At 73.3% G+C, this 25099-nt stretch carries 20 protein-coding genes; 6 read left to right on the plus strand and 14 right to left on the minus strand.

Annotated elements, in window-relative coordinates:
• The first annotated feature begins 384 nt into the window (after positions 1-384).
• Entirely contained in the window at positions 385-1248 is an 864-nt protein-coding gene (locus HS99_RS28325) for a helix-turn-helix domain-containing protein (RefSeq protein ID WP_063737952.1), read from the plus strand.
• A gap of 285 nt (positions 1249-1533) precedes the next feature.
• Here the strand turns inward: HS99_RS28325 and HS99_RS28330 are convergent, their stop codons facing one another.
• The gene (locus HS99_RS28330) at positions 1534-2454 is read right to left on the minus strand and encodes a VOC family protein (protein WP_037828217.1); all 921 of its coding nucleotides are present in this window, start codon (positions 2452-2454) and stop codon (positions 1534-1536) included.
• Positions 2455-2614: 160 nt separating this feature from the next.
• Positions 2615-3451 (minus strand): alpha/beta fold hydrolase, encoded by an 837-nt coding sequence (locus HS99_RS28335; RefSeq protein ID WP_030279028.1) that lies wholly within the window; start codon positions 3449-3451, stop codon positions 2615-2617.
• Positions 3452-3707: 256 nt separating this feature from the next.
• On the opposite strand from HS99_RS28335, the gene HS99_RS28340 reads away from it, so the two are divergent.
• On the plus strand, positions 3708-4262 hold the full coding sequence (locus HS99_RS28340) for a Dps family protein (protein ID WP_030279023.1): 555 nt from the start codon (positions 3708-3710) through the stop codon (positions 4260-4262).
• Positions 4263-4626: 364 nt separating this feature from the next.
• On the opposite strand, the gene HS99_RS28345 is transcribed toward HS99_RS28340, so the two are convergent.
• The 3 genes from HS99_RS28345 to HS99_RS28355 all read right to left on the minus strand — a co-directional run bounded on the left by HS99_RS28345 (position 4627) and on the right by HS99_RS28355 (position 6829).
• Positions 4627-5268 (minus strand): GPR1/FUN34/YaaH family transporter, encoded by a 642-nt coding sequence (locus HS99_RS28345; protein ID WP_037828282.1) that lies wholly within the window; start codon positions 5266-5268, stop codon positions 4627-4629.
• A gap of 386 nt (positions 5269-5654) precedes the next feature.
• The gene (locus HS99_RS28350; protein WP_030279019.1) at positions 5655-6137 is read right to left on the minus strand and encodes a DoxX family protein; all 483 of its coding nucleotides are present in this window, start codon (positions 6135-6137) and stop codon (positions 5655-5657) included.
• A gap of 29 nt (positions 6138-6166) precedes the next feature.
• The gene (locus tag HS99_RS28355) at positions 6167-6829 is read right to left on the minus strand and encodes a hydrolase (RefSeq protein WP_030279016.1); all 663 of its coding nucleotides are present in this window, start codon (positions 6827-6829) and stop codon (positions 6167-6169) included.
• Between the two features lie 292 nt (positions 6830-7121).
• On the opposite strand from HS99_RS28355, the gene HS99_RS28360 reads away from it, so the two are divergent.
• From HS99_RS28360 to HS99_RS28375, 4 genes are all read left to right on the plus strand, one after another.
• Entirely contained in the window at positions 7122-8204 is a 1083-nt protein-coding gene (locus tag HS99_RS28360) for an LLM class flavin-dependent oxidoreductase (RefSeq protein WP_046385717.1), read from the plus strand.
• Between the two features lie 17 nt (positions 8205-8221).
• Positions 8222-8845: a CE1759 family FMN reductase gene (locus HS99_RS28365; protein WP_046385716.1), complete on the plus strand. Its 624-nt coding sequence runs from the start codon at positions 8222-8224 to the stop codon at positions 8843-8845.
• Positions 8846-8910: 65 nt separating this feature from the next.
• Entirely contained in the window at positions 8911-10803 is a 1893-nt protein-coding gene (locus tag HS99_RS28370; protein WP_191898803.1) for an amidohydrolase, read from the plus strand.
• A gap of 90 nt (positions 10804-10893) precedes the next feature.
• On the plus strand, positions 10894-11601 hold the full coding sequence (locus HS99_RS28375) for a YoaK family protein (RefSeq protein WP_050366964.1): 708 nt from the start codon (positions 10894-10896) through the stop codon (positions 11599-11601).
• Positions 11602-12285: 684 nt separating this feature from the next.
• On the opposite strand, the gene HS99_RS28380 is transcribed toward HS99_RS28375, so the two are convergent.
• From HS99_RS28380 to HS99_RS28420, 9 genes are all read right to left on the minus strand, one after another.
• Complete coding sequence (locus HS99_RS28380; protein WP_370863309.1) at positions 12286-14997, minus strand: glycosyl hydrolase; 2712 nt, start codon at positions 14995-14997, stop codon at positions 12286-12288.
• Between the two features lie 197 nt (positions 14998-15194).
• Positions 15195-15674 carry a hypothetical protein gene (locus tag HS99_RS28385; RefSeq protein ID WP_030550778.1) on the minus strand — a complete coding sequence of 160 codons (480 nt, stop codon included), beginning with the start codon at positions 15672-15674 and terminating at the stop codon, positions 15195-15197.
• Positions 15675-15698: 24 nt separating this feature from the next.
• Complete coding sequence (locus HS99_RS28390; RefSeq protein ID WP_223886143.1) at positions 15699-16061, minus strand: BlaI/MecI/CopY family transcriptional regulator; 363 nt, start codon at positions 16059-16061, stop codon at positions 15699-15701.
• Positions 16062-16186: 125 nt separating this feature from the next.
• Positions 16187-17278, minus strand: coding sequence for a class I SAM-dependent methyltransferase (locus tag HS99_RS28395; protein WP_030550776.1), 1092 nt, complete (start codon positions 17276-17278; stop codon positions 16187-16189).
• Positions 17275-18477: a glycosyltransferase gene (locus HS99_RS28400; RefSeq protein WP_030278995.1), complete on the minus strand. Its 1203-nt coding sequence runs from the start codon at positions 18475-18477 to the stop codon at positions 17275-17277. Before HS99_RS28400 ends, HS99_RS28395 begins: the two co-directional genes overlap by 4 nt.
• Complete coding sequence (locus HS99_RS28405; RefSeq protein ID WP_030550774.1) at positions 18474-19325, minus strand: alpha/beta fold hydrolase; 852 nt, start codon at positions 19323-19325, stop codon at positions 18474-18476. The genes HS99_RS28400 and HS99_RS28405 overlap by 4 nt, the downstream gene beginning before the upstream one ends.
• A 2-nt stretch (positions 19326-19327) precedes the next feature.
• Positions 19328-19582: an acyl carrier protein gene (locus HS99_RS28410; protein ID WP_046385904.1), complete on the minus strand. Its 255-nt coding sequence runs from the start codon at positions 19580-19582 to the stop codon at positions 19328-19330.
• 68 nt (positions 19583-19650) lie between these two features.
• On the minus strand, positions 19651-24177 hold the full coding sequence (locus HS99_RS28415; protein WP_267885509.1) for a type I polyketide synthase: 4527 nt from the start codon (positions 24175-24177) through the stop codon (positions 19651-19653).
• Between the two features lie 7 nt (positions 24178-24184).
• On the minus strand, positions 24185-25099 hold a 915-nt coding region (locus HS99_RS28420; RefSeq protein WP_141763839.1), incomplete at its 5' end, for an SDR family NAD(P)-dependent oxidoreductase.

A 25099-nucleotide genomic window follows, 5' to 3' on the forward strand; every position in this document is an offset into this window, starting at 1 on the left:
CCCGGCCGTGCCCCTGGTCGGGAGCGGCGCGGTCAGGTGGTCTCGCCGCTCGTCGCAGCTTCGGCGCCGGTGGACCGAACTTCATTGCCGTGCAAGCTCGTTGATCTTCCGGGAAACGTGTCGGCGGGACCTTCTCCGAGGAGTGGATGCCGCGCGGGATGAGCGCCGTCCGGGTCGGGCGGAGCCGCCGGAACCTCGGCTTGTTGAAGTTTGTCCAGTCGTTCCACTCCTTGTATGAATGGCGCCGGAAGGACTTCCCCTCCTGAACGCCCCGTTGCCGGTGGCTCACCGCCCAGCCGTGCGGCGAGCCACCCTCGCCAGCATCCGCACAGCACCACTTCCAACCGGTCGGAGCCTCCCGTGAACCAGTCGGGTCCCTCACCCGTGTCCGAAACCCCCGCGCCCGAAGTCGCGGTCCACCAGCTTGACCAGGCCACCCACGATGGCGGCAACGGCTGCATCGACGTCCTCTCCCCGCCGCCCGGAACCGATCCCGAGGACTGCCTCCACGTCGCCCTGCACGTCCACGGCGCGGCCTCCGTCCGGCGCGGCGGGGCCAGCACCGTGCTGGCCCCGGGGGACCTGTTGATCGGTACCACCCCGCATCCGGCGGGCCTGCTGCAGGACTCCGAGTGCCGGATGCTCCGCTTCCGCGTCCCCTGCTTCTACCTCGGTGTCCGGCACGACGACGTCCGGCGTGCGGGCGGGCTGCTGGCCCGGGGGAACGAGGGAATCGGCTCGCTCGCCTCCCAGTTCCTCCGCACGCTCGCCGCCCAGGCGCGGGCCCACCGGGCCCGGCCGGGCAACCACCTCGCGCGCAGCGTCTCCGACATCGTCGCCATTCTGGTGACCGAGCTGCTCGACCGGGAGAACCCGGAACACCCCACCGGCGCGGCCGAGTTGCTGTCCCGGATCCGCGCCCACATCGAGGAGAACCTCGCCGACCCGGACCTCTCGCCCGAATCGATCGCCCGCTCGCAGCACATCTCGGTGCGCTATCTCCACAAGCTCTTCCAGCAGGACGGGACGACCGTGGGCCAGTGGGTGCGGCGACGCCGGCTGGACGCCTGCCGCCGGGAGCTGGAGCGCCCGTCCCGTCGGCAGAGCAGTGTGTCCGCCGTCGCGCACCGCTGGGGCTTCGTCAGCCACTCCCACTTCAGCCGGGCGTTCCGCGAGGCCTTCGGCGTCTCGCCCCGCGAGTGGCAGGCCTACGCCACCCGGACCGAGGGCCACAACCCTGCCTCCTGATTCCTCCCGTCGGCGGCGCCGAGCCGAGCCCGGTGGTGCTGTTCCTGCCAGGTCTGGGCTGGTCGCTCGGGGACGCCGCCTGGGCTCCGGCCGGCGGGCGTCCCGGTGGTGGCGACGCGCTACCAGGGGGTGTCGCGCGGCTTCCTGCTGCTCGGCGCACGCTGCCCCACCGGCACGACCCGGGCCGCGCTGCCGCAGGTCGGCCACCGTGCACACGGCGCCGCACCGCCGGTCCCGGTGACGACGGACGGTGCAGCGCCGGGTAGCGGCTCGGCCTGCGGGCGGTCACCGGTCGGTGTGGATCTCCGCGATGTAGCCGCCCGGGAACCTGACCATCGCGCTGTCCTGGCCGCCGGCCGAGACCGGTCCCCACAGCACCGTCGCGCCAGCCGTCTTCGCGCGGTCCAGGGTCGCGCCGAGGTCCGGCACGCCGTAGCCGGTGGTCTCCAGGCCGAACGGGTGGGGCAGGTGGCCGTCCGTCACCGTGACGGTGGTGGTGCCGAAGCCGGAGGTGAGACGGATGAGCCGGTAGGTCGTCCCCGGCAGGCCGATCGCGGCGCCGTCGGCGTGCCGGTCGTCGGAGACGATGCGGCCCTTGGTGAAGGCGAGGTAGCTGTCCAGGAAGGCGCGGACCGAGTCCGGCGACAGGTAGAGCCGGTTCTCCGGCACGCTGGCCAGGGCAGGATACGACGTCGGGGCGTTGTGCACGTAGAGCTGCGCGCTGATCCCGCCGGGGAACTGGACAACGGCGTCCCGACCGATCGGGTCGGCGAACGGCGCCACGGTGACGGCCGCGCCGTCGGCGCGGGCGGCTCGGACCGCCTGGTCGAGGTCGGTCACCAGCCAGCCGGTGCGCTCGGTGCCGAACGGATACGGGACGGGCGTGGTGTAGTCGAACACCGACAGCGTGCCGACCGGCGACACCACCAGCTCGGACAGCGTCCGGCTGGGCGTCGGGGTCACCTGGGTGGAGACCGGCCCGATCGTGGTGCCGCCGAAGGTGGACGTCCAGCTGGTCACGAAGGCCTGCTCGGTGCCGGGTGCGACGTAGACGTGGGTGGTGTCGTACTGCGGGCCGACGGCGAACTGGTGGTGCGAGCCCGGCCTCGCCGGGGTGCTCTGGGTTGCCGAGGCGGTGGGGATCGCCGTCAGAGCGGCGACCGCCGCCGCCAACGGGACCACGCGTCGGACGAGTCGAAGCTTCACGGGTGACCTCCTGGTCATGGTTCGCGCCCGGAGCCCGCTCGAGCGGGCTCCGGGCGCGGGTGTGTGGTCGGTACCGCCGTCGCCGTCCGGACCCGGGGCGGTGACGGCGGTACCGGCGATGGGACGGACGGCCGCGGTCGGGGGAACGCGGCCGTCCGGGTCACTTCGCGAGGAAGGCGAGCAGCGCGGTGTTCACTTCCTCGGCGTGGGTCCAGAGCAGGCCGTGCGGCGCGCCCTCGACCTCCACGTACTCGGCGGAGGGCAGCGCCTTGTGGAAGACCCGGGCGGTGTTCTCGATGGGCAGGGTGCGGTCGCCGGTGCCGTGCAGGATCAGCGCGGGGACGTCGATGCGGGGGATGTCGGCGCGGAAGTCGGTGTACCAGGTGGTGGGCGCGGCCGCGGCGGCGAAGAAGCCGCCGCTCGCCGCGGTGTTCCAGCTGTTGCGGACGGCCTCCTCGCTGATCCGGGTGCCGAGGTTCTCGTCCAGGTTGTAGAAGTCGTTGAAGAAGCCGGTGTAGAAGGCGTAGCGGTCGGCCTTCACGGCGGCGACGATGCCGTCGAAGAACTCCTGCGGGGCGGCGCCGTCCGGGTTGTCGTCGGTCTTCAGCAGGAACGGCTCCAGGGAGGCCAGGAAGGCGACCTTGGCGATGCGGGCAGTGCCGTAGGAGGACACGTACCGGGCGACCTCGCCGGTGCCCATCGAGAAGCCGACCAGCACGGCGTCCTGGAGGTCGAGGGTCTCCAGCACGGTGTTGAGGTCCGCGGCGAAGGTGTCGTAGTCGTAGCCGGTGGTGGGCTGGGAGGACTGGCCGAAGCCGCGGCGGTCGTAGGTGATGACCCGGTAGCCGGCGTCGAGCAGCGCGGCGCTCTGCCGCTCCCAGGAGTGCCCGCTCAGCGGGAACCCGTGGATGAGGACGACCGGCTGCCCAGTGCCGTGGTCCTCGTAGTAGAGGTCGATGGAGGTGGAGTTCTCCTGGCCGACGGTGATGAACGGCATGGGGTTTCTTCCTATCTTCCGGACAGCGTGTGGCTGCGATGGGGCTCACGCTAGGGGCGGCCGTCGCCGGCTTGTTGCCTCGGAGAGCACCCGGTGTCGTCCGAGAGTGCTCCGCGTGCGCCCGGCGGCTCACACGGGCTCAACTCCCGCGCGGGTGCGCGGAAGGACCGCAGGAAGTGCGCGGTCGGAACAGGCCGTGGGCCCGCGCGTTCCTAGCCTGATCCCCCCGAACGATCCAGATGTCCCCAGGAGCGCCATGACCAGCCAGCCACACCTTCATCAACACGCCGCCGAGATCCAGGAGTTCGGCACCGTCACCCAGCTGCCGATCGCGCTCTCCCACGACGCCCGGCAGTACTCGTGCCAGCGGCTCAACCGCGTCCTCGCGGACACCCAGTTCCTGTACGCGCTGTACAAGAAGTGCCACTGGGGCATGCGCGGGCCGACCGCATACCAGCTGCACCTGCTCTTCGACAAGCACGCCCAGGAGCAACTGGAGCTGGTCGACGCGCTCGCCGAACGGGTGCAGACGCTCGGCGGGGTCGCCGTGGGCGACCCCCGGCACGCCGCGCGGATCACCGGGGTGCCGCGCCCGCCGGACGGCATCGAGGACGTGCACTCGATGCTCTCGCGGCTCCTCGACGCGCACGAGACCATCCTCGCCGACGTCCGCGACGCCGCCACCCGGGTGGCCGGGCTCGGCGACGACGGCACCCAGGACCTCCTGGTCTCCCAGATCATCCGCACCGGTGAGACCCAGGTCTGGTTCCTCGCCGAGCACCTGGTCGTCACCCCCGAGACCGGGGCGTGACCGCGGGCCGGGTTCGTTCGTCGGCGGGCCCGGCCCGCTCAGTGCCGGGTCCGTTCGTCGGCGGGCCCGGCACTTCTTCGTGCCGTTCACCGGTTTCGGCGCTGCCCGCGCGATCGCGGAAGCCGCGCGGGCGGCCGGCGGGCGGCCGTACCTGTCCCCCCGTCGTGCTCGGAGTGCCGTGCCCGGACGCCATCCGTTCCCCCGCCGGGGCCCCGCGGCGGGCGCGGTCGCGGCGGGGGAGAGGCGCTGCGGACCGCAGGCCGTGGGCAAACGCGACTCGGCCGTGCTCGTACCCGAGGACCGGGATGGAGCACGGCGAGTCGCGTCCCGCCGTCGGATCCGGGCGGTCGGACGGGGCCACCGACTACAGGGTCCGGCGCACACCCGCCTGCCGTTCCAGCCGGTTCAGCTGGTCGGCCAGCCCCGCGTGCATGGCCTCCCGCACGTGACCGCTGCGACCGATCCACAGGGCCTCCCTGCCCCGGAGCTCCTCCAGCATCAGGGCGTAGGCGGCGTACATCGCGACCGCGGCCAGTAGCATGCCGAGCGCCCCGGCGGCCTGGCCCAGCCAGGCCGCACCCGAGAGGCCGTAGAGGCCGGCGACGAAGTAGCGCGGTACGGCGATCAGCAGGAGCACCCACAGCACCTTCTTCGGCTTGGCCACCGATGCCATCAGCGCGGCGAAGACCGTGAAGGTCAGGTTCATCACGCCCAGCACCTGCCCCCCGCCGTGGGCGTCCGTCGACGTGACCAGCCCGTTGGCCAGCCAGGCGCCGGCGAACCCGCCCATCAGCGTCGCCGCGATGACGTCCCGGGCACCGAACGCCAGTACGCTGACGAGGAGTTGGAGTACGAAGGCGGAGAAGACCGTGAGTGCCACGGCCTGCCGGTGCGCACCGTCGATCAGGCCGAGCTGCAGGCTGCTGGTCACGACCGAGGAGATGGCCACCGTGAAGAAGCCCAGGGGCATCGGCGAGGCGATCGGCCGCAGGGTGATCCGTGTCATGGCGTGCAGGTTCGGCTCGGCTCCGGTGCCGGCCGTCGGATCCGTGCCGGTGGGCGTCTCGATCCCGGCCACCGTCGGGGCCGGCTCACGCCCGCGCCCGTCTTCCCTCGTTGCCGCCACCATCATCTTGCTCCTCGCTCTCGGTACTTCGCGTCCTCGGGGTGGCCGCCAACAGGGTGGCCACCCGGTTCGTCTGCGACGCGCCCCGGTTGGTGGGCTGAAATCGCCTCAGAAGACTATGAGTTGGGATGATCCGGGACTTGTCCCGATGTGTACGGCCGCTGTTGCGCCCGTGCCCGCCGAGGGAGCCGGGCCTCCCCGCATGCGAACGGGCCCCCGGGCAGCGGAACTGTCCAGGGGCCCGGGCCCGTTCGGTCGCGGCCGTCTCAGGCGCGGTGCAGGGCGAGCCTGGTGGCCAGGCCGCCGCCCACACCGGCGACGAGGGCCGCGGGCAGCCACCACAGCGGCCACTGGGCCAGGCCGAGGGCGCCGTCGACCGACCACTGTCCGGGGCCGGTGGCGGTCAGCGCCGCGCCGATGACGATCAGGACGAACGGGAACTCGTACCCGTCGTGCTGCACCCACAGCCCGTGGGGCCACTTGACCGTCAGCGCGACGGTCATCACCCCCATGACGCCCGCGCCGGCCAGCGGAGTGAGCAGGCCGAGGGCCAGCATCAGCCCGGCCCCGACCTGGGTGCCACCGGCGGCTATCGCGGTGAGCTTGCCGCCGCGGAAGCCGTCGCCCCGGAACTCGGCGCTGCCGCCCTCCAGACCGCCGCCGCCGAGGTGGAAGCTGACCTTCTGGACGCCATGACCCGCGATCAGCAGACCGGCGACCAGGCGCAGCAGGAGAAGGCCCGTGTTCATTTCGGACTCCGTTGGGTCGGTGCGGTCGGTCAGCCGGCGGCGTGCGGGTTGATCATGGACTGGGCGTAGACCAGGCCCAGGCCGTAGGCGCCGCCGTGCTCCTTGACCAGCTCGGTCACCGGGACGTAGGTCTCGGTGCGGGCCCAGTCGCGCTGGAGCTCCAGCAGGACCTGGATCCAGGTGACGGGCACGGCGCCGGCGGCGGTCATCCGCTGCAGGGCGTGCTCGTGGGCCAGCGGGCTGACCCCGCCGGAGGCGTCGGCGACGACGTAGACCTCGTAGCCCTGGTCCAGCGCGGAGAGGGCCGGCAGGACGAGGCAGACCTCGGTCCACAGGCCGGAGAGGATGATCTTCTTGCGGCCGGTCGCCTTGACCGCCTCGACCAGGGCCTCGTCCTCCCAGGCGTTCATGCTGGTGCGGTCGATGATCTCCTGGCCGGGGAAGACGGCCTTCAGCTGGGGGAGGATCGGGCCGGAGAAGGACTCGGCGGCGACGGTGGACAGCACCGTCGGCACGCCGAAGATCTTGGCGGCCTTCGCCAGGCCGACGGTGGCGTTGATGATCGCGGTGCGGTCGCCGCTGCCGGTGCCGAAGAACATCTGCGGCTGGTGGTCGACGAACAGCATCATCGCGTTGTCGGGGGTGAGCAGGTCCGGGCTCGGGGCGGCGTGGACGTTGGCGAAGTCGACCATGGGTCTTCTCTTCCCTTGTGGATGCAAATAATTGACGACACATCAGGAGCCTCCCGGATCACCGGGGTGCCTCGTTCGACGACGCTAGTGCGCGGCGGCCCGGGTGCTCTGCCCGCTGTGCGCCCGGGATTGTCCTGACAACGCACGACCGGCCGGACCGGGCCGGCCGCCGCTTCAGTGCGCTGCGGGGCCATCGGTCATGCGCTGCGGATGTCCTTCGCGCGTGTCGGCTGCCTAGGTTCGCCGGGTGGCCCCGTCGGGCCGCGATCAGCCAGCGGAAAGGCGGCAACCCGTGCAGATCGGGATATTCAGCGTCGGCGACGTGACGGTCGATCCGGCCACGGGACGGGCACCGAGCGAGCGCGAGCGCATCAAGGCGATGCTGACCATCGCGCTCAAGGCCGAGGAGGTCGGCCTGGACGTCTTCGCCATGGGCGAGCACCACAACCCGCCGTTCGTCCCGTCCTCCCCGACGACCATGCTCGGCTGGATCGCCGCGAAGACCGAGCGGATCATCCTGTCCACCGCGACCACGCTGATCACCACCAACGACCCGGTGAAGATCGCCGAGGACTACGCGATGCTGCAGCACGTCGCCGACGGCCGCATCGACCTGATGCTCGGGCGCGGGAACACCGGCCCGGTCTACCCGTGGTTCGGCCAGGACATCCGTCAGGGCATCCCGCTCGCGGTGGAGAACTACGCGCTGCTGCACCGGCTTTGGCGCGAGGACGTGGTCGACTGGGAAGGCCGCTTCCGCACCCCGCTGCAGGCCTTCACCGCCACGCCCAGGCCGCTGGACGGCGTGCCGCCGTTCGTCTGGCACGGTTCGATCCGCAGCCCCGAGATCGCCGAACAGGCCGCCTACTACGGCGACGGCTTCTTCGCGAACAACATCTTCTGGCCCCAGGAGCACACCCGGCGGATGGTCGGGCTCTATCGCGAGCGCTTCGCCCACTACGGCCACGGCACGCCTGAGCAGGCGATCGTCGGCCTCGGCGGGCAGGTGTTCATGCGGAAGAACTCCCAGGACGCGGTGCGCGAGTTCCGTCCGTACTTCGACAACGCGCCGGTGTACGGGCACGGGCCCTCGCTGGAGGAGTTCACCGAGCAGACCCCGCTGACCGTCGGCAGCCCGCAGGAGGTCATCGAGCGCACCCTCGGCTTCCGCGAGGCCGTCGGTGACTACCAGCGCCAGCTGTTCCTGATGGACCACGCAGGACTGCCGCTGAAGACGGTGCTGGAGCAGCTCGACATCCTCGGCGAGGAGGTCGTGCCCGTCCTGCGTGAGGAGTTCGCCAAGGGCCGGCCCGCGACCGTTCCCGACGCCCCCACCCACGCCACGCTCCGGGACGCCGTTCCCGCCGCCTCCTGACCAGGACGGAGCCCTCCATGGAACCGACCTCGCCGATCACGCTCGCCGTGATCTCGGGCGGGCTCAGCCAGCCCTCGTCCACCCGTCTGCTCGCGGACCGCCTCACCGAGGCCGCCACCGGCCACCTGGCCCGGGCCGACCGTGAAGTCCTGGTGCACCTGCGGGAGTTGCGTCCCCTGGCCACCCCCATCTCGCACCACCTGCTCTCCGGATTTCCCGCCCAGTCGCTGGGTGAGGCGCTGGAGGAGGTGAGCACGGCGGACGCGCTGATAGCCGTGTCCCCGATCTTCTCGGCCTCCTACAGCGGCCTGTTCAAGTCGTTCTTCGACCTGCTCGACCCCGGCGCCCTGGCGGGCAAGCCGGTGCTGATCGGCGCGACGGGCGGCACCGCGCGCCACTCCCTGGCCCTGGAACACGCGCTGCGCCCGCTGTTCGCCTACCAGCGCGCGCTCGTCGCGCCGACCGCGGTCTTCGCGGCCTCCGAGGACTGGGGCGGGACGGGCGACACGCACACCGACAGCCTGCCGGCGCGGATCGAACGGGCCGGCGGAGAGCTCGCGGCGCTGGTCCTCGCGGCCCCGGCGCATCCGCGGCCGGCCGGCAGCCCAGCGGTGACTCCCTCCGCGCTCGGCTTCCACTGACACCGCGCACACCCTCCACCCCCACCGCCGAACACCACCGAACGAAGGGACCTCCCTTGTCCACCATGCCCGTCGCCGGAATCCGTCCCGGCACCCACGACCAGCCCGCCGACCTCGTCGTGCGCAACGCCAAGGTGCACACCAACGACCCGCGCCGCCCCCGGGCCACCGCTGTGGCCATCCGGGACGGACTGATCCAGGCCGTCGGCGACGACGCGGACGTCGTCCCGCTGGTCGGTCCCGACACCCGGGTGGTCGACGCGCTCGGCCGTCGGGCCGTTCCCGGACTCAACGACGCGCACCTGCACGTCATCCGCGGCGGCCTCAACTACGTGCTGGAGCTGCGCTGGGACGGCGTTCCGACGCTGCGCGAGGCCTTGGCCATGCTCAGGCTCCAGGCCGAGCGCACCCCGCCCGGCCAGTGGGTGCGGGTGGTCGGCGGCTGGTCCGCCGACCAGTTCGCCGAGCGGCGCCTGCCCACCCTGGAGGAGCTCAACGCCGCGGCGCCCGACACCCCCGTCTTCGTGCTGCACCTCTACCAGTCGGCGCTGCTCAACCGAGCCGCGCTGCGCGCCGCCGGCTTCACCCGGGACACCCCCGACCCGGCGGGCGGCCAGATCGTCCGCGGACACGACGGCGAGCCCACCGGCCTGCTGATCGCCGCCCCCGGCGCGCTGCTGCTCTACTCCACCCTGGCCAAGGCGCCCGTACTGGACGAGGCCGACCGCATCGGCTCCACCCAGCACTTCCTGCGCGAGCTGAACCGCTTCGGCCTCACCTCCGCGATCGACGCCGCCGGCGGATTCCAGAGCTTCCCCGAGAACTACGGCACCGTCATGGAACTCGCCCGCCAGGGCGAGCTGACCCTGCGCATCGCCTACCACCTCTTCCCGCAGACCGCGGGGCAGGAGCTGGACGATCTCACCCGCTGGGTCAACACCGTGCGCCCCGGGGAGGGCGACGAGTGGCTGCGGCTCAACGGCGCGGGGGAGAACCTCACCTGGGCCGCCGCCGACTTCGAGAACTTCACCGAACCCCGGCCGCAACTGGGCGCGTATGAGAGCGAGTTCGAGAAGGCCGTCCGCCTGCTGACGGAGAACGGCTGGGGCTTCCGGCTGCACGCCACCTACGACGAGACCATCCGCCGCGACCTCGCCGTCTTCGAGAAGCTCGCCGCCGAGGGCCTCTTCCCGCAGGGCAACCGCTGGCTCTTCGACCACGCCGAGACCGTCAGCCCGGCCAGCCTCGACCGCATCGCCGCCCTGGGCGGCGCCGTCTCCGTGCAGAACCGCCTCTCCTTCCAGGGCGAGGCGTTCGTCTCGCGCTACGGCGCTCCGGCCGCCGCCGAGGCACCGCCGCTGCGCGCGATGCTGGACCGGGGCCTGACCGTCGCCGCGGGCACCGACGCCACCCGGGTGTCCTCCTACAACCCCTGGGTGGCCCTGCACTGGCTCGTCTCCGGTCGGGCGGTCAGTGGACGGCGCCTCGCGGCCGAGCACAACCGGCTCAGCCGCGAGCAGGCCCTGGAGCTCTACACCCTCGGCGGCGCCCGACTCACCGGCGAGGAGGAGGTCAAGGGCCGTCTGACGGTCGGCAGCTACGCGGACCTCGCACTGCTCAGCGCCGACTACTTCAGCGTGCCCGAGGCCGACATCGCGCACATCGAGTCCGTCCTCACCGTCGTCGGCGGACGCATCGTCCACGCCGCGGCGGAGCACCAGGGGCTGGCTCCCGAACTGCCCGAGGTGTCGCCGTCCTGGAGTCCGGTCACCCGGTTCGGCGGCTACCACGCCACCCCCGCCCCCAGCCTGACCGCCCCCAGCCTGACCGGCGTCCGCCAGGCCGAGGGCGTGCTGGAGGCCGTGGCCGCCTCCGGCGAGCAGCACGCCTGGCGCGCGGCGCGCGGCCTCGCCCTGCCCGGGCAGCCGCAGGTGCCGCTGGACCCCTGCTTCTTCTGACTTCTTCTGACCGGAAGCCGGTTCCGCCCGGGGCACCGCCGGACCACGGCGGTGCCCCCCCACGTTCCCCCTACCGCCCGAGGACCCGTCGTGACCACGCCCGCACCCGATTCCCGGACCGTACCCCCGCCGCCGGTTCCCGGACCGAAGATCCACGACCGCCACCCGCTCGCACTGGCCCTGTTCGGCCTCACCCTGGTCAGCGGTCTGATCGACGCCGTCAGCTACCTAGGCCTCGGCCACGTCTTCACCGCGAACATGACCGGCAACGTCGTCGTCATCGCCTTCGCGCTCGCCGGAGCACCCGGATTCTCCGTCACCGGCTCACTGACCTCGCTCGCAGCCTTCCTCCTCGGCGCGCTCCTGGCCGGCAGGATCGCCACCCGGCACGCCGGAACCCGGCGCCCCGCACAGCTGCGCACGGTCTTCATCCTGGAGGTCGCGCTGTACGGTGCGGCCGCCGCCACCGTCTTCGCCCGGAGCGCGGACGGGCCCGCGCAGTACGCCGTGATCGCCCTGCTCGCCCTGGCGATGGGCATCCGCAACGGCACCGTACGCGGCCTCGGCGTGCCGGACCTCACCACCACCGTGCTCACCCTCACCCTGACCGGCCTGGCCGCCGACTCCCGCCTCGCCGGCGGCACCGCCCCCCGCCGACGCAGGAAGATCCTCTCCGTCGTCACCATGCTCGCCGGCGCCGCCCCGGGCGCCGTCCTCGTGCTGCACGGACAGACCGCCTGGGCCCTGGTCGCCAGTGCCGTCCTGGCCGGCGGCACCCTCCTGCTCTACCGCGAGTGACAGGCGCTCCGGCACCATCTGTCGCAGTAGGTCCGTCGCGACCCGACGTCCGGCTCCACTTCGACGGTCCAGAGGCCCGTGGAGATACGGGGCCCGCGCACAGGGCGGCCGTGCTCAACGAGTTGTTCGGCCTGTGCACATGACGAACGTCGACAGTGGGGTCAGCGAGTGGGCGGGGGAACGGGGCGGTGCTGGAGGTCGACCGGGTTCTCGCCGTCGTTCGGCGGGAGCGTGGGTGCGGGGCTCGCCTGTGGCGGGGTCGCCTGCTCCGGTGTCGGGGCGGTGGTGCCCGCTGGCGCCGTCCGGCCGGGAGCCGCACTGGTGCCCGTGGCCAGGGGTCGTGCGCTGGGGCTCGCGGTGGTCGGGGCCGGTACGGGGGCCGGCTCGCCGGAGGCGATGCCGGGCGGTGGTGCCGGGACCGCGGTGGACGCCGGAACCGTGGTCCGGGAGGGCGGTGCCGATGGGGTTCCGCCGCCGGTTCCTCCGCTGGATGCGCAGGCGGTCGCGGTGAGGGCGAGGAGTAGGGCGGCTGCTGGGAGGGCGGCGATTCTCTTCATAGTGGCGGTCTCCGGTCTCGTTCGGTCCGCGGTTGGACGGCATCAACGAGGAAGCGGTTCCGACTGCGCCGGTGCCCGGCGCGCTCGGGGGAGCGGGCCGGGCACCGGTGGAGCCGGAGGGGACGGATCAGCCCTCGACCTCGTCGCGCCGGCCGTGGCCGAGGCTGTGGAGGTTGAAGGACCAGATGCCGCGGCCGAAGGTGGCGGCGTAGAGCTTGCCGTCGGGGCCGAGCTTGAGCTGCTGGACGGAGGTGGTGGGCAGGTTGCGGCCCAGCACCCGGAAGTCGGTCTCGCCGGGTGCGCGGTAGAAGGCGGCGAGGTCGGTACCGAGGGCGAGGCCGCCGTTCGGCAGGATCTTGACCGAGGTGGCCGGGACGTCGGGGAGGTTGGCGGAGACGTCGGTCCAGGTGGTGCCGCCGTCGTGGGTCTCGAAGAGGTGCCCGATGCCGGCGCCCGGGCCTTCCGTCCAGGTCCGGGAGAAGCCGTTGAAGGCGACGAAGACGTGCTTGGCGTCGTTCTCGTCGACGGCGAAGGAGGAGATGTAGCGGTTGGGCAGGGCGCCGTCGACGGGCAGGTCGAGCTGGTGCCAGCCGGTGCCGTCGGTGTTGCCGACGGCGATGCCGCGGCTGAAGCCCTGGTTGTTGCAGGGGCCGCACCAGCCCGCGTAGACGGTGCCGTTGACGGTGGCGACGGCGGTGGCGACGTGTCCGGCGCCGAGGTCGTAGGCGGAGGTCCACTCGCTGCCGCTGCGGATCGCGAAGCCCTTGTTCTGGACCCAGACGTGCCGGCCGCCGGCGATCCAGGTGTTGACGTTCTTCGGGTCGCTGGTGATCGGCGCGATGAAGCGGGCGGCGCTGGTGTCCTTGTCGGGCGGGGCGACCTCGTAGGAGGTGGCCTTGGTCGGGTCGGTGTTCCAGCTGCCGTCGTTGACGGCGCAGTTCTGGGTGACCCACATGTCGAGGTAGACGTACTCCGCGGCGGTGTTGCAGCCGTTGGCGGGGTCGACGATGGTGTCGGCGCCGTCGCCGCCGAAGTCGGAGCCCATCACCTTGTCGTGGGCGCGCAGGATGGACTGGCCGTTGTCCTGGAGGCCGCCGGTGACGATGACGCCCTTGCCGGAGCGGTCCGCCGGGTCCTTGCCGACGCCGACCGAGTAGTACTGGAGGGTGTCGATGGTGCCGTCGGCCAGCGACTTCCAGTCCTTGGCGTGGCCGCCGGAGTCGACGGCGCCGTTGACCGGGCGGGTGTAGATGCCGCCGTCGTTGCCGACGTAGACGCTGGTCTTGCCCTTGTAGCTGCCGATGGCGACGGCGTGCTGGTCGGAGTGGGTGGTCGACGAGCAGTCACCGGTCTGCTTGGTGGGGTCGATGCTCCAGCACGGGAACGGGAAGTTCCAGTAGGGGCCGGGGACGATCCAGGTGTTGCCGCCGTTCTTCGTCTCCAGGACCTCTTCCAGGCCCGCGTAGACGTGGTCGGGGTTGGCGGGGTCGACCTGGAGGAACTGGTTGTACCAGGCCTGGATGCCCGGCTGGTAGCCGGCGCCCTGGAGGGCGGAGCCGGAGTTCTTGATCTTGTCCTTGTCCGCGATCAGCGTCCACGGGCCGGACGGGGAACCGGACTTGGAGACGTAGATGCCCTTGAGGCCGGTGTCCGGGTTGTGCGCCATGACGTCCGGGGACTGGTCGATGGCGTAGTAGCGCGAGCCGTCCGCCGAGCGGGCGAAGGTCACGTTGCCGACGTTCGCGGCGTCGGTGGGAAGGTCGCCGAGCGAGGCGACGCGCTGCCAGCTGCCGTCCGCGGCCTTGCTGTAGAAGCCGTTGTAGGTGTCGCCGCCGCGCCAGCCGACCGCGAGGACCACCTTGGTCGGATCCTTGGGGTCGATCGCGATGTCGTTGGCGATGTTCTTGTACGGCGCGCTCGGGTCGGCCGCCTTTGCGCCGCCGGGCAGGTAGTCGGGGTTGGGCGCGAACTCCAGGGTCCACGGGCCGGACAGGGTGGTGGTGGAGTGGCTCCACACGCCGCGGCTGGTGGCCGCCCACACCTTGCCGCCGCCGAAGCGCAGCGCGTGGATGATCGTGGACTCCAGCTCGGCGCCGCCGACCCGGTTGCCGGGCTGGAACTCGCCGTGCTTGGGGTCCGCGAGGACGTACACGCCGGTGCCGACGTAGGAGGTGGCGCCGGTGTTGGACTCGCCGGTGGCGTACCAGAGCCGCCCGCCCTCGTCGAGGTTCAGCGCGCCGGTGGAGAGGGACGGCAGCTTGTCCGAGATGGACTTCCACTGGCCGCCGCCGGTGCTGGAGCGGAACACGCCACCGTTGGCGCCGCCCGCGTACACGTAGCCGTCGTTGTCGGCCGCGATGCCGGTGATCCGGCCGGTGGTGAATCCGGCGCCGCCGCTGGAGTTGGAGTTGACGTCGCGGTAGCGCGGGTCGTCCTCGTTGTAAGGCTTGTTGGTGACGTGGTCCCAGCTGCCGCCGGTGTGCGGCATCGACTGCAGCTGCGACCAGGCCGCGCCGTACGCGCCGGGGGCGACGACGCCGGGGGCGGTGCGGGCCTCGGTGTACTGGGCGGTGCCTTCGGCGGAGTTCTCCGCCTCGTCGCCCTCGTCCTCGCCGGGAGCGGCGGACGACGCCTTGGCGCTGAAGGCGGGGCCGGCGGTCGCGGCCGTGCCCTGGACCTTCTTCGCGTGCTTCTTGCCGATCTCGGCCTGCTGCTGGGCCTGGTGCGGGCGGGGCTTGGGCGTCTCGGACGGCGCGGCGAGGGCCTGGGTGGTGGTCAGTCCGAGCGCGGTCAGGGTGACGGCGGGCAGCAGCAGCCGTCGGCGTTGCCTGTTGGGCACGATGGTGGGTCCCTCCCCATGCGGCGGGTCGCGAGGTCGTGCGGTCCCGGCGGAAACAGACCGAAGCCTCGCGGCTCAACGGGTCGGAGTGAAGGGAATTCTCATAACGAATGCCTAAAACCAAATCAGTGAAGAAAGTTGAAGGACAACAGAAAGCCCCGCCTTCCCGCAGGCGGCGGGAAGGCGGGGCGGGAACGTCAGCGGCGGACGGCCGCGGGCAGGGTCCGTTCCCGGTCGGGCGCGGTGTAGAGCACCGGCCCCAGGGCGGAGGCGTCGGCGCGATCGTCCGCCAGGACGACCAGATGGCCTGCCGCCGGCAGGCGTCGTACCGCCGCCACCGTCGCACGCTGCCGTGCCATTCCGTGTGTGGTGACCAGCACGCGCACGGCGAGGACGGCGAGGAGGGCCCCGGCAGTCGCCCCGATTCCCCACGGCACCGGATCCGCCGCGGCCAGGACGCGCGGCTCACTGTGCAGATGCGCCCGCACGGGTGGGAGGTTGGCCAAACCGGCGAGGGACAACGCGGTCAGGCCCCACACGGTGGCGGCGGCTGCCGTCGCCGCGAGACAGGTGAGCACCCGGACGCCGGCCGCCGGCGCGAGGTGCCGGGAGGCGCGGGGTGCCACGGCGGCCACTGCGACGGGAACGAGCAGCAGCAGGTAGACGGTGAAGTACACGAGCGGCCCCCGGCGTCGCAGTACCTACTCGCGGGTGTCGAGCAGGTCGCGCAGTGCCCGCTCGTCCTCCGGATCGAGCCCGGCGACGAAATGCTGGAGGATCGCCGCGCGGTCGGCACCTCGGGCGAGCGCCTGGTTCATCTGCGAGGCGACCTCGTCGGCCGGCCCCCGCCGCGGTGCGTAGGCGTGCGCCCGGCTGGACCGCTCACGGTCGAGCAGGCCCTTGGCGTGCAGTCGGCCCAGGACGGTGAGCACCGTCTTGGCCAGGAGCTCCGGATCACCGAGCGCCTCGTGCACCTCGGAGGCCGTCATCGGGCGGGCCCGGGCCCACAGCACGGCCATGACCTCGGCCTCCAGCGCGCCGTGCTCGCGCCGTCGCTCGCCCACGTCCCCTCCGTCCCCCACCACCGATCGCATCGCTCGGTGGTGGCGAGACTCTACCCGTCCGGGGAGCCGGTGATCCCCTGGCGGGCGGTGGTTTCCCGGAGGGCGCCGCGCGGGTCGGGCGGTCTTCATGAGCCCGGTTCGGCGCGGCGGGCGAGCAGCCGGTAGGCGTTGGACATTCCGGTGCGGCCCGCGACGCGGGCGATCAGACGGTCGAGCAGGGCGGCCAGCAGGAGGACGGGCGCGCCGGCCAGGAGGACCGCGGTCCGAAGCGCCCGGCTCGGGCGGCCCGGCGGGCTGCCGGGCAGCCAGGGGGCGTCCTCGCGCGGTGCGATCTCGTCCAGCAGGAGCCAGCAAGCGGCCAGCAGGTCGATCGGGTCGTGCGGTTCGCGGTGCTGTTCGAGCAGGACGGTGAAGCCCAGCTCGCCCAGGCGGCGGCGCAGGTTGGCTACCGGTACGAGATGCAGGTGCTGGGGTTGCAGCCAGGGCAGCCACCAGCGGCCGAGTAGCCGGGCGTAGCGGCTCCCGGGGTCGGGCACCTCGATCAGGAGCAGGCCGTTCGGTCGCAACGCCTGTCGGGCGGCGGCGAGTTCGCGGGCCGGGTCGGTGCTGTGCTCCAGGTAGTGGAACATGCTGACGACGTCGTACTGCCCGGCGAGCTCGGGCGCCAGCGCGGGGAAGGAGCCCCGGAAACCGCGGCGCAGTCGGCCGTGCCGCTCGGCCAGCTCGACGCCCTCGGTGAGATCCAGGCCGTCGAAGGCGGTGTCGGGGAAGAGCCCGCGGGCGGTCTCGCAGAAGTGTCCGTGGCCGGTGCCGACGTCCAGCCAGCTGCCGGGGGCGGCGGCGAACGCGGTGACGGACAGCGCGCGGTTGCGGTAGGCGGCCGCCCGGGTGCCGAACATGCCGCCGAGGCGCTGCTCGCCGAGGCCGTCGTAGAAGTCACGGTAGTAGAACTCCAGGCCCGCACTGCTGAGTCGGGGGTTCTGGAAGACGTGCCCGCAGTCCTGGCAGGCGTCCAGCACGAAGCGGCCCGGCTTGTGCTGGAGCAGGTCGGTGGTGCGCAGCCGGACGGTCAGCCGGGCGGACTCGCACCACGGGCAGGTGGCGCGGCGCGGTCCGAAGAACCGGCCGGTGCCGTCGGCCAGTTCGGCCTGGTAGGCGGGACGCCGGGCGGCGACCTGCGCGCCGCGGTCCGCGGGCCCGGTTTCGGCGGTGGTCAACGCGTTCTCCTCTCCGACGGCTGCGGGACCTCGCGGAGCAGCCGTTCCACCTGGGTGGCGGCGCGGGCCGCGCCGCCGGCCGCCCGGAAGGAAGCGGCGATACGCCGGGCGGCGGCGCGGTGCCCGGGGTCGTCCAGCACCATGTCCACGGCCTGGCCGAGGCGGTCCGCGCTGCTGCGGCCGAAGCGCACCCGCACACCGGCGCCGGCCGCCACCACCTGGCCGGCGACTACCGGCTGGTCGTCCCGGATCGGCGCGACCACCAGCGGCACGCCGTGCCACAGTGCCTCGCAGACCGTGTTGTGCCCGGCGTGGCAGACCACGGCCGAGCAGTGCGCCAGCAGCTGGAGCTGCGGCACGAACGGCAGCACCAGGACGTCCGGGTCGGCCGCCGGCTCGCCGAGGACGCAGCCGGGGTCGACGATCACCGCCTGGAGGCGGTCGGACCGGGCCCGCAAGGCCGTCTGGCCATCCGCCAGGAAGGCCGCGCCGACGTCGGTGTTGGCCGTGCCGAGGGTGACCAGCACGGTGGCCCGGTCCGGGTCCAGCCACTCCCACGGGAACGCCGTGGAGGCCGGGCGTCCGGCGATCGAGGGGCCGACGAAGCAGACCTGGCGGTCTGCCTGCGGGCCGGCCAACTCGGCCGTGGTGAAGGCGAGGACGAGGTGCGGGGAGAAGCGCGGATCGGCGGCGCCGGCCGGGTCGCCGAGGCGGTGGCGCAGGTCGGTCAGCAGGCCGGAGATCCACGCCTCGACGAGCGGCATGCCGTCCAGCGCTCCGGTGAACTCGGCGGAGGTGGTCGCCGAGGTGGCCCACGGCAGGCCGAGCCGCTCGGCGACCAGCGGGCCGGCCAGCGCCTGCTGGTCGACCACCAGGAGGTCGGGCTCGAAGTCGGTCACCGCCGCAGCCACTCCGGGAGCCATTGCCTCGGCGAGCGGGACCAGGAAGTCCTCCCAGAGGAACTTCAGCGCCGCCGTGCCGCGCAGCTCCGGCGGCCGTCGCACGGCGCTGCCGGGCTCTGCTCCGGGAGCGACCGCACAGGGGAACACCTCGGCCGCCGGCCCGGCGAGCGGGCGGACCAGCTCCGGCAGTCCGGCCCAGGCGACCGTGTGCCCGCGAGCGGCGAGCTCGGCCGCGACGCCCACGGTCGGGTTGACGTGCCCGACCAGCGGCGGGACGACGAACAGCACCCGGCTCACACCAGGCTCCTCTTGGCCACCGCGGGTTGCAGCCGCCGCCCGGCCTGCGGGCCGCGCAGCGCGACGCCGTGCCCGGCGAACCAGGAAAGCGTCAACTCGCGTACCACATCCGGTGCTTCGATGAGGATGGAGTGCTCCTGGCCCGGCACCACGACGCTGCGGCAGTCGGGCAGCAGGGCGTCCAGCCAGGCGGCCTGGTCGGCCAGGTCGGACTCGCTGCCGTAGACGGCCAGGACCGGGCAGTGGATCGCCCGCAGTTCCGCTTCGGCGGGCAGCCGACTCGCCGGGATGTCCCGGGCCAGCGAGGTGCCGGCCAGCAGCGCCCCGGCCGAGCGGGCCAGCCGGGCGGTGTGCGCGCCGCGCTGGGTGGCGACCCAGGCGAGGGTGTCCTCGTCGCGCAGGTGCTGCTCGGAGCGCCGCAGGATGCCGTCCAGCTTGCCGGCCCACCCGGGTGAGGCCGGCTCCGACTCGATCGCGAGGATGCAGGCCACCTGGGACGGCCGGCGGGAGGCCAGGCCGAAGGCCACCGTGCCGCCGAAGGAGTTGCCGACCAGGTGCACCCGGTCGGTGACGGCCAGCCGGTCCAGCAGCCGCTCCAGATCGCCGACGAACTGCTCCAGCCGGTAGCCGGCGGGCGGCCGGGCGGTGCGGCCGTGGCCGCGCTGGTCGTACATCAGCACCTCGACGCCGGCCGCGGCGAGGGCGGGAGCGAGGGTGAAGTAGAAGCTGGCGAGGCTGTCCGTGAGCAGCCCGTGCAGCAGGACGGCCGTGGCGGCGGGCGGACGGCCGTCCTGCGGGCCGAGCCGCTGCACGTGGCAGCGCAGGCCGTCGAGGTCGACGAAGGTCATGGTCAGGCCCGTTCTCCGGGCTGGAGTCGGTCGACCACGTACTCGACCAGGCGGCCGACGGTCAGGCCGATGATCTCGTCGAGTTCCATGCCCGCGACGAACTCGGCGAAGTTGATCCGGTCGCCCCAGCGCTCCCGCAGCTGTCCGGCCAGTGTGACCAGGTCGATGCTCTCCAGGCCGAGGTCCTCGGTGAACCGCGTCTGCATGGTGACCTCGGCGTCGCCCAGGCCGCAATCGTCGAGCACCACGGTCAGCATGCCGGCGAGCTCGGCCAGGACCTCCGGCTCGGTGGGCGGGCGCAGGCCCGTGGGGTGTTCGCTGATGGTCACTTGGCTCGGTTCCCTTCAGGATGCTCGGGGTGGTGGGAATGGTCGAGGTCGTCGGTGGTCCAGGCCACCACGTACTGCCGGGGCGGCAGGTCGGGTGGGCTGCTGAGGCGGGTGCAGCGCACCCGGTGGGTGCGGGGGCCGTCGGGCCCGACGACGGCGACGAGCAGCGCGGACGGTTCCGCGGCGACCACCGTGAAGTCGCGCGGTCGGCCGCTGAGTCCGGTCCGCTCGGCCTTGGCCGCGGCCTCCTTCGCGGCCCAGAACCGGGTGAACCACAGAGCCTCGGGCTCGCCGTCGCCGGCCCGGCAGGCGGCCAGCAGCTCCAGCTCCGCCTGGCCGAGCGCGACCTGGAGGGTCTCGGCCGGGCGCGGAGTGACTTCCTCGATGTCGATGCCGACGCGGGGTACGCCAGCGGGCCGGGCCGGTCTGGCGACGGCCACCGCGATCTCCGGGCGGTGGGCCAGCGAGACCTCCAGCTCGGGCAGCCGCAGGCCGTGAAGGCCGCGGACCAGGGGTCGGCCGGACGGGTCGTTGAGTACCTCGATCTCGGCGGGGAACGGCCGGCGTCCGTCCTCGGCCCACAGCAGGCGTCGGATCGCGTCCTTCGCCGCGATCCGGCCCAGCAGCCAGGCCCGGCGCGTCCGGGGCGGCTGTTGCTCGTATCGGGCGCGCTCGGCGGAGCCCAGGTGGTTGCGCATGATCAGGTCGCGGGAGGCGAGATCCGGCCAGCGCTCGTGCAGCAGCACCCAGCCGCCGGGCTGCGGCCGGGAGAGCGTCGCGCGCTCCACGAAGCGTTCGGTCGGTCTGGTGTCGGGATGGCTGTCGAAGCGGCGGTCCTGCCAGCCCTGCACCTGCGCCCAGACCCGGCCGCCGGACTGCAGTTGCACCTCGGCTTCGAGGGTGTCGTCGGTCAGGGCGGTGATCCGGATGTGGCAGGGGAGCCGGGTGCCGGGCTCGGGTGGCGGCCCGTAGAAGCACAGTCGGCGGATGCCGACCGGGAAGACCACGGAACGGTCGGTGCGGGTGGCCATGATCCAATAGCCGAGCAGCTGGCCGACGTTGTCGAGCAGCGCGCCCGGGGCGGCGGGTACCGTGATCACGCCGCGGACGTGGTTCTCGCCGATCGCGGTCAGTTCGGTCACGCCCTGGAACGCCGGGCCATGGAACATCCAGCGCTCTTGGTAGAGCCCGGCGGCGGTGAGGTCCGGGGTTCGTTCGGCGGTGGGTTGCACCGGCCAGGGGGCGGGCGGCTGATCGTACCGATGCGTCAGTTCGACCGTGCCGTTGGCGAATTTGCCGAAGAAGGCGGCGAGGCGGCCCGGCCCGGCGTCCTTGAGGGTGATCTCCACGTCCAGCGGCGTGGCAGCCGGTACCCACTGCTCGAACCGCAGGTCGGACAGCGCGGCGGTGACCCGCTCTGGGTCGGCCCGCTCGGCGGCGTCCATCAGGTGCTGGATGATCGTGGTGGCGGGGACCACCGGCCAGCGGTCCGACACCTCGGGCCAGCCCGGCCGTTGGCGGAAGAAGCAGTGGTCCAGCAAGTACGGCATGGTGTCCACGGAGATCCGCAGCCTGCCGGCCCGGGGCGGTTCGGTCCGCGGTGTCGCGAGTGCCGGGGCGGGGCTGAACCGCCGTCGCGCGCCGATCAGTTCGGCCGCCGTCCGCTCGGTCTCCCGTAGCAGCGCGCCGAGTTCGGCCGCCACCGGGAAGCGGGCCGCGAGCGCGGCCAGTTCGCCGACCGGCGGCGTGGACACCGTCCCTGCGGCCGGACCCAGTTCGGATCGCAGGATGGTGAGCGCGGTCGGGTCCAGCGAGACCAGCGCGCTGTCGAGGTCGACCGGTACGGCCGGGTGCGGGCGTTGCTCGGGGGCGGTGGGCAGCAGGGCGGCGGCGTCCGGCGAGGCGCCGTCCGCCCAGAGCGCCGCGGCGACCCGGCGCAGTTGCGCCAGCCCGTCCCGGTGCGGGGAGTTGGCGGCGACGACCAGGTGTTCGCGCTTGCCCAGGGTGTCGCCCACCAGTGAGCCCAGCTGCCCGGTGCCGACCTGGACGAAGGCTCGGAACCCGGCCTCGTACATCGCCTCGACCAGCGGCCGGAATCGGACCGGCTCCAGAAGGTGACGCAGGAACAGCGTACGCACCTCGGCCTCACCGGCCGGGAAGGGCGCCGCGGTCGTCCCCGACCACACCGGCACGGTGGGCCGGTGGAGTTCGAAGCGCTCGGCGGCCTCCCGGATCGGCGCAAGGTACGGCCCCAGCATCGGGGTGTGGAAGCCCGACTGGAACGGCAGTACCTGGCCGAGGATGCCGCGGGCGCGGAAGTGCCGGACCATCTCGGCGACCGGCTGCTCCGGGCCGCAGACGATCGCCTGCTGCGGCGCATTGTCGTGCGACAGCACCACCTCCGCCAGGCCCTCCACCGTCGCCAGCGCATCGAGCACCTCGGCCGCCGAGGTGCCGAGGGCGGCGAAGGCGAGGCCGGGAACGTGCAGCGAGGCGGGGTCGAAGGTGTCCAGGAAGGAGTCCACCGCGGCGCCGGAGTGCAGCCCGGCGCAGATCATCGCCGTCCACTCGCCGACGCTGTGCCCGGCGACGCCGTCCGGCCGCACGCCGATCCGGCGCAGCGCGGCGTCCAGCAGTCGGCCGACACCGACCACGCCGGCGCCGTGCCGGGCGACGTCGCCCACCTGTGCGGTGTCGGCGCCGAGTGGGCGGGGCAGGCCGAAGTGGTCGGCCACCTCCGTCACCCGGGGGGTGAACTCGCCCTCCAGCCCGGGGAAGAGGAACGCCACCCGCCCGGCCGCGTGCTCCCCGAGCAGGGGGTGCGGTGCGAACCAGACGTCGTTGCGCCCGCGCCAGGCCCGGCCGCGGCTCACCGCCCGCCGGGCCAGCGCCAGCCGCTCGGCGGTCGGGTCGACGATCGCCACCCGGCAGCGCGGCGCGGGTCCGCCCCGCTCGGGCAGGCCGGCGGCCAGGACGGCGGAGTCCCCGGCCGCCAGCAGCTGCGCCAGCTGCTCCGGCCCGTCGGCGGCCAGCCGCAGCACCCGCTCTGGCTCGGCCACGACAGCCGGCCGCACGGGCGCAAGAGCGGGCGAGGAGCCTGCATCGGGGGCCTGCTCCAGTACCACGTGGGCGTTGATACCGCCGAAGCCGAAGGCGTTCACCGCCGCGCGCCGCGGGCCCGGACCGGGCTCCCAGGGCTGTGCCGCGCCGATGGTGCGAAAGCGTGTCGCGGCCAGGGCCGGGTGCGGGTCGTCGCAGTGCAGCGTGGGCAGCAGCAGCCCGTGGTACACCGCGAGCGCCGCCTTGACGAGGCCCGCGATGCCGGCGGCCGGCATGGTGTGGCCGATCATCGACTTGACCGAGCCGAGTACCGAGCGCTCCGAACCCTCCGACGCCCGGCCGAACACTGCAGCCAGCGTGGTGAGTTCGGCGGCGTCGCCGGCCGGGGTCGCGGTGCCGTGCGCCTCCAGCAGGCCGAGCGCGCCGGGCGCGGCCGGGTCGAGCCCGGCCGCCTGCCAGGCCGCCCGCACCGCCCGGCTCTGCCCGCCGGGGTCGGGGTTGGTGAGCCCGGCCGTCCGGCCGTCGCCGGCCACCCCGGTGCCCCGGATCACCGCGTAGACGCGGTCCCCGTCGCGCTCGGCATCAGCGAGCCGCTTGAGCACCACCACGCCGGTGCCCTCGCCGATCAGGATGCCGTCGGCCTGCCGGTGGAACGGGCGGATCCGCTGGCTCGGCGAGAGCGCCCGCAGCTGGGCGAACACGCTCCACAGCGTGACGTCGTGGCAGTGGTGCACCCCGCCCGCGAGGACCGCGTCGCAGCGTCCGGTCGCCAGCTCGCCCACCGCCTGGTCCACCGCGACGAGCGACGACGCGCAGGCCGCGTCCACGGTGTAGGCGGGGCCGCGCAGGTCGAGCCGGTTGGCCAGCCGGGAGGCAGCCAGGTTCGGCACCAGGCCGATCGCCGACTCCGGCCGGTCAGGCCCCAGTCGCTGCACGAACACCTCGCGCACGCGGTTCAGTTGAGGCGGCGTCAGTTCCGGCAGCAGCTCGCCCAGGGTGCGGACCAGCTGGTGAGCGCTGCGCACGCGCTGGTCGAGCCGGACCAGGCCCGGCGTCAGGTACCCGCCGCGGCCCAGCACCACCCCGACCCGGTCGCGGTCCGGGAGGCGGTCGGCTCCGCCGGCGTCCGCGATGGCCGCCGCGGCGACCTGGAGCGCGATCAGCTGGTCGGGCTCGGTGCCGGCGAGCGAGTTCGGCATCAGGCCGAACCGGGTCGGCTGCACCTCGGCCAGCCCGTCGACGAAGCCGCCGCGCCGGCAGTACAGCCGGTCCGGCGCGGCCGGCCCGAAGGCGGCCTCCGGGTCGTAGTACTCCGCGTCCCAACGCCCCTCGGGGACGTCCGTGATCGCGTCGACGCCGTCGACCAGGTTCCGCCAGTAGGCCGCCAGGTCGGGCGCGCCGGGCAGCAGTACGGCCATGCCCACCACCGCCACAGGGGGAAGCTGGGTTCCGATCAGGGCCACCGCGCTGTCACCAGCCTGACGCGGTGTAGACCACGGACGGTACCGATTCCTCGCCCCAGGCCAGCTCGCGCAGTAGTGCCAGCGTGCCCGCGTCCGGATCGATCAGCCGTACGCCCCGCCGCCGGTAGTCCCGGGCCAGTTCCTCGGAGACCATGCCGCCGTGTGCTCCGGACGGCGCCCACGGGCCCCAGTGGACGGTCAGCGCCCGGCCGCCGGTCCGCAGCGTCCAGCGGGCGCCCAGCTCCTCCAGTGCGTCGTTCGCCGCGGCGTAGTCGGCCTGGCCGCGGTTGCCCAGCGCGGCCGCGATGCTGCCGAACAGCACGGTGAACCGCGGCCGCGCTGGGAGTTCGGCCAGCGCGTCGAGCAGGGCGGCGGCGCCGTGCGCCTTGGTGGCGAAGACCCGCCGGAACGACTCCGGGTCCTTCTCCGCCAGCACCTTGTCCTCGATCACGCCCGCGGCATAGACCACGCCGTCCAGCCGGCCGTACTCGGCGTGCACCTCCTTGACGGCCTGCCGGAGGGCGGCCGGATCGGCGGCGTTCACCGTCCGGTAGCGGGCCGGCGAGCCCAGCGCGGACAGCTCGTCGAGCGTCGCCGCGACCTCGCGCCCGGCCAGCAGGCGGGACGCCGCGGCGTCGACCTTCGGCAACGGGACGCCCTGCCGGGCGAGTGCGGCCCGTAGCGCGGAACGGTCGCGGGCGGCGGCCGTCGCCGGGTCCTCGGGGCCCTCCGGGGCGGCGGTCCGGCCCAGCAGCTCCAGCCGGCAGTGGCCGGCTGCGGCGAGCGTCGCCGCGAACCGCGCGGTGATCCCGCGCGCGCCGCCGACCAGCAGCACCACGGCGTCGCGGTCCAGCCCCAGCGCGGCGGCCTCCGCCACGCCGTCGTCGGCCGGGCCGGCACCGGTGCGGCCCAGCACGCCGAG

This window comes from Kitasatospora aureofaciens (genome assembly GCF_001188955.3).
In the GTDB taxonomy this organism is placed as follows: domain Bacteria; phylum Actinomycetota; class Actinomycetes; order Streptomycetales; family Streptomycetaceae; genus Kitasatospora; species Kitasatospora aureofaciens.